Source organism: Flavobacteriales bacterium (assembly GCA_021296215.1).
In the GTDB taxonomy this organism is placed as follows: Bacteria; Bacteroidota; Bacteroidia; order Flavobacteriales; family ECT2AJA-044; genus ECT2AJA-044.
This window is the reverse complement of the sequence record JAGWBA010000109.1, coordinates 1-4643: the sequence shown is the minus strand read 5'-3', so window position 1 is coordinate 4643 and position 4643 is coordinate 1. Positions and strand designations below refer to the sequence as shown.

Here is a 4643-nt window from a genome sequence, read left to right as displayed (position 1 = left end):
GATACGAAACTGTTCCTCTATAGACTCCAAAAAGTATTCGCCTGATCCTGCTACTCCCCATAAAAAAGACCTGATCCCTCTCTTGACCAATGTATTCCATGCATTTTAGCTGTATGGGAAGATGTCTTTTGTTTTGGGAAATTCCTTTGTCTACAAAAGCTACGAAAGCACTGTCGTTAATGTCCAGGTGGTTTACGGCTTCGAACTCTTTCTTAGGTAAAGCGTCGTCCACCGGTGTGCCGTATAGGTACAAATGCGCTACCTCCGTCACGGCAAACTTTTCCATAGTTTCGAATTTTCGGGTTACCCTACTGAATTCCATGTTGAGCTCAGGTCGTTCATCGAGCACTTTGGCCATGTCGTTCAACTGGCGTTCGTGCTGATTACTCAAAGCGAGCTGGAGCAGTCCAAAGTCGATTTGTTTCAGATTTTCTTCGTCGATACCGAAAAGGCCACCAATAAACTTGAATGGTGCTTTGACGATGTTCAAAGCAATGTTCTTAATGGCGGTCCAAATGGCTTTTGAATAGTCGTATTCCGGATCGTCGAGATTTCACTCGACCGGGACATTGAGCACGATGTTTCCGTTCTTGTCCTTTAGGAGTCCGACTGCTAATCGAACTGGAAAAGAGTAAATAGCATCGTAGTCCGATTTCTGTCCAAAGGTAAAATCGTCCAAAACGATGTTGTTGCTACTTACGATGTGATTGTCGCGAATGGCCGTCTTGTTTTCATAAAGCACCTTACCTTGATTGATCGGATGTGCGACATAGAGATCGGAATACGGGGTAAATGGAGACAATTCTGTTCCGTATACTTTGTACTCGATGTCCATGTCTTTCAGATTACTCGTGTAGGACCGAATAAATCCTTCGAAGCGTCCAACTTGATTCAAGGTCGCCTGAGTGCTGATTTGGAGGTATTAATCGTGAGAGTCAATGCCCTCCGCATTCATTGCTAAATCTGTAACTTCATAGCGGAATGCATCGCGGAAGGTGTAGTCGTTGTAGATAAAAGAACTCTTTGAGACCTCAAAATGGTTGAGTTTGTAATCCGCGTCATTATAGGTCTGCGCAAAATGCTCCACATACGCGGCGGCAATAGAAAATGGGTTGTTATAGTTGACGGCTTCGCCGGATTTAAGGGTGTCCGGTCCTTCTTCATTGATGAGCGGAAGGGTGATTCGCGTATATGAATCGGTTACGCCACTACCTTCGTTCGGAAAGACTTCGTACAAACCCCGAAACCCTTCTACGGTCAAGTCACCCAAATCGAATTCGACCGAATAGAGGTCAAAGGAGTCGAGCCCCAAATGTAGGCGGTCCAATCCGACCGGCTCGTCGCCGAATTTGTCGATCATTTGAACTTGGCTGACTTCCAAGAATCCATGAATTTGGATGTCGCTTTCCTTGGCCCATCCACCGCGCGCGGTCATGTCCATGGTCATGAACCCCTCCAAATCTTCGAGCTCGAGATACGCGAGTAAAAAAGGTTCGAGAAACTCGAAATCGAAATTCTCCACAACGATTCTGGATACAAAAGCCGAGTCCAGAGGCTTCAACTCTGTATCGAGGACGAAGTATCCGCCCGTGCCAATGTGAAAATTCAGGTGAGTCCCCATTCAACTCGATGTGTCGCCGGCCAAGGGAATGTGTATGTTGAAACTGTCAATGTGGAGGTCGGGCCGGAGGTCGTTTTGGTAATTGATGGCTCCGCGCGAAAGGCGGTAATTCTCGAGTGCAACATTCCACTTTGCCTTCGATGCTGCCGTATCGGTATTGACCGTTTGGGTGCTGTCGCTTTCGAGGAGATCGTCGAAATTAAAAGCGGTACCGTGCTGTACAATATGGAACGAAGGTGATTCGACCTCAAGTGATTTAAAATGGATGAATTTACGGGGGAGACCCCAAAGATGTAGGTCGAGGAACGGGCGATCGAAGGCAATGAAGCTTTGACTGGTGTCTTGTTCGCGCATATCGAAACCGATCACCTCCACTTGACCCGTGAGCCAGCCGATATTAAGATCCTGCATGGTGATCTCGCGACCAACTAGTTCGAGATCGTGTTTTTCGATGTATCGGTGAATGAGCCCGGATGCTAGCGAAAGGATTGCGATCAATAGCAATACAAAAGTACTGACGACCCCCAAAGTCCATTTTTGCCAACGCTTCATACAGCAGATTTTACGGCGCCATTAATCTGTTTTTTGCAAAGACATGATCGGCTGGCCGTTTTGGTCAATTAAATATAAGCGTTGCCCATCGCGCCGATAGGCGCTAATACGTGAAATACTCGTTAAGAAACTCTTTTCGACCGAACGAGGGCACATCCGCTTGGTCATGGCTAAGGGCTCGACGATTCGAAGTTCGCCGACCGCCGATTCAAGGGAGCCATTAAAGTGATTGCAGCTGGTATATCCGCTAATGCGGCCTTCAGCCGGATAAAACTCGATTCGCGGATGTTCGACCCCTTTTGGAATGGGGGTGGTGCCGATGGCGTAAACCACCCATATGTCGTGCAAATCTCTTTCTACACGATCCATTCCGAGCGGTTCGGGCTTGTAGGTCAGTACGGGTTCGTCGCCTTTATAGAGCAGGAGTTCTTCACCGATGAGTTCGTAACGGTCAACAGATAAAAAATGCTTTTTGAATTTGACGTCGAAGTTGTTGCCACAGTACATTTGGGTACTGATCCCGGGTTTGAAGACCGATGTTCCGGGATCGAATGAGATTTCGCCTCCAATTCCGTTGCAGCCATCGGTAGCCGAATAGGTTCCTTGCAGGAGGTCGATGCTGAGTGACGGGACTTTGAAAGCTGAATCGAGTTCTGCTCCTTGAATATCGGTTAGTACCCAGTTGGTCTTGAGGCGTTGGGTGTCGTCCATGAGATGTCCGCAACCGTTCAAGGTGATAGAATCATCGAGCTGCACGGAAACGGAATACGGGTACGATTCATCGGCCATGGTATCGAGGCAATTCTCTTCGGATATCCGAACGACTAAGTGGTGCGCTTCCGTAATGGCGCTGAGAGTGAGGTCTCGCGACTCACGATCAATGGTTCGGCCCGGGAAGGGCGTCATCACAGGTTCGTCACTTCCCATGCGGTGCAACTGCAAACCGCGTTCGAAGTCGACCGTTAAATGCCAGAAGGGCTCGTTGCCTTGGGCCTTGAAATCGATCGGAATGTAGGAACTCAAGGACATTTCCGAGGTTCTAACGACGACCTCAACGGGAGTGCCATCGAACCGAGCTGGTGTGGCGATGTCGTTGATCATTCTGAGTTTGCCATCGTGTGAGATCCGCGCCATGACTTGATATCTACGACCTTCTTCAATGAGCGAGGGGTCGTATTTGAGACTGTATTTCATGGGAGGCGTAGAGGCCAAAAAAGTATCTGTGGCGATGACGGTTGCGGAAATGTCCGCGATACTCGCATCGATGAGCTGAACCACGACTTCAGCATCGGCCGGGAGCATGACCCGTTCGCGATACGTGACGGTACCTTCTAGCGAACGTTCGGCTGATACGGTTGCCTTGGAGCCGTTACAGGCCGAAAGTAGACATCCTGCCGCTAGGCAGAAAAATAAAATGGAGATGCGGTTCATTTCTTCGAGGGTTTCAATAAAAACGTGAGCGGGGTCATCAATCTTGCGTTCCAGCTTTTTTCGTCGTGTGCCGCACCGGGGAATAATTCGGTGTTCCACTGCTTGGGATTGCGCCAGCCCTGCTGTTTCATGCGCTCATCGATCATGGCTTGGGCAGAGGCGTATTGCGCGTCGAGCACTTGATCGCCGTAATCCATGTAGGTGCGGTGGGTACGCGGATCGGGAAGGTTTTGGGTCATGTAATCGGCGAAGGTGACCGTGATTTCGGGGGTGAATTCAAACACGCCGACGAAGTGGGCCGATATGCAGGCGGCAGCGCAGAAGACGTCGGGGTATTCGCACAAAGCGTACATGCTTATGAGTCCGCCCATGGACGAGCCCATAACGTATACGCGACTTGGATCGGTGCTGTGTTCTGCATGTACGAAAGGCAGTACCTCATCGACGAGATACTTGAGGAAGTCGTCGGAGGTGGGTGCCGCGCCCATACGTAAGTTTATAATGGAATCGGCCCATGTTTTCGGAAGGGCATCGAAGGGTTTTCGCGGGTAGTATTCGCGATAACGGATGTCGGGAATGTTCCAGACCCCTACAATGATGGCCGGAGGAAGTTTTTGGTCTATAATCGCTTGGCCGAGTACTTCGTCCACTCCCCATTCTTGCTTGTTCCGGGTGGTATTGGCGTCGAACAACATTTGACCGTCGAACATTGCGATGACCGGATACTTCTTGGCGGAGGTGTAGTTCGGCGGAAGCCAAATGGCTAAGGGGCGATGCGGTACCAGTTCGTAGGGAAAGGAGTCGAGGTAGACGATCGTTCCCTGCGTGACTGTTGGTTCTTGGGCGTAGGCAATGCTGACCACAAAACTCCACAGAACCGTCAAGGATAAAATGAGGCGGTTTTTCATGGAATTAAGATACTAAGTAGTTCTTAGTTCTTAATTCTTAGTGTTTAGTTGGATGTCCGTCCCTGATATAGGTTGACCAAAAATCAACATGTATCGTGAAAGCGAATTTAAGGAAGATCAAAAAGGGACGT

The 4643-nt window shown here is 49.3% G+C and carries 6 protein-coding genes; all 6 read right to left on the bottom strand.

Translation table 11 applies throughout. The features are described 5' to 3' along the window. Positions 1-490 (bottom strand): hypothetical protein (locus J4F31_12010; protein MCE2497280.1); only part of this gene is annotated, 490 nt, incomplete at its 3' end. A 63-nt stretch (positions 491-553) separates the two neighbouring features. Further along, positions 554-835: a DUF748 domain-containing protein gene (locus J4F31_12005; GenBank protein MCE2497279.1), complete on the bottom strand. Its 282-nt coding sequence runs from the start codon at positions 833-835 to the stop codon at positions 554-556. 87 nt (positions 836-922) lie between these two features. Continuing rightward, positions 923-1621 (bottom strand): hypothetical protein, encoded by a 699-nt coding sequence (locus J4F31_12000; protein MCE2497278.1) that lies wholly within the window; start codon positions 1619-1621, stop codon positions 923-925. Beyond that, positions 1622-2173: a hypothetical protein gene (locus J4F31_11995; GenBank protein ID MCE2497277.1), complete on the bottom strand. Its 552-nt coding sequence runs from the start codon at positions 2171-2173 to the stop codon at positions 1622-1624. Between the two features lie 21 nt (positions 2174-2194). Further along, positions 2195-3604 carry an META domain-containing protein gene (locus J4F31_11990; protein MCE2497276.1) on the bottom strand — a complete coding sequence of 470 codons (1410 nt, stop codon included), beginning with the start codon at positions 3602-3604 and terminating at the stop codon, positions 2195-2197. Beyond that, on the bottom strand, positions 3601-4512 hold the full coding sequence (locus tag J4F31_11985; protein ID MCE2497275.1) for a prolyl oligopeptidase family serine peptidase: 912 nt from the start codon (positions 4510-4512) through the stop codon (positions 3601-3603). Before J4F31_11985 ends, J4F31_11990 begins: the two co-directional genes overlap by 4 nt. Positions 4513-4643: the final 131 nt, after the last annotated feature.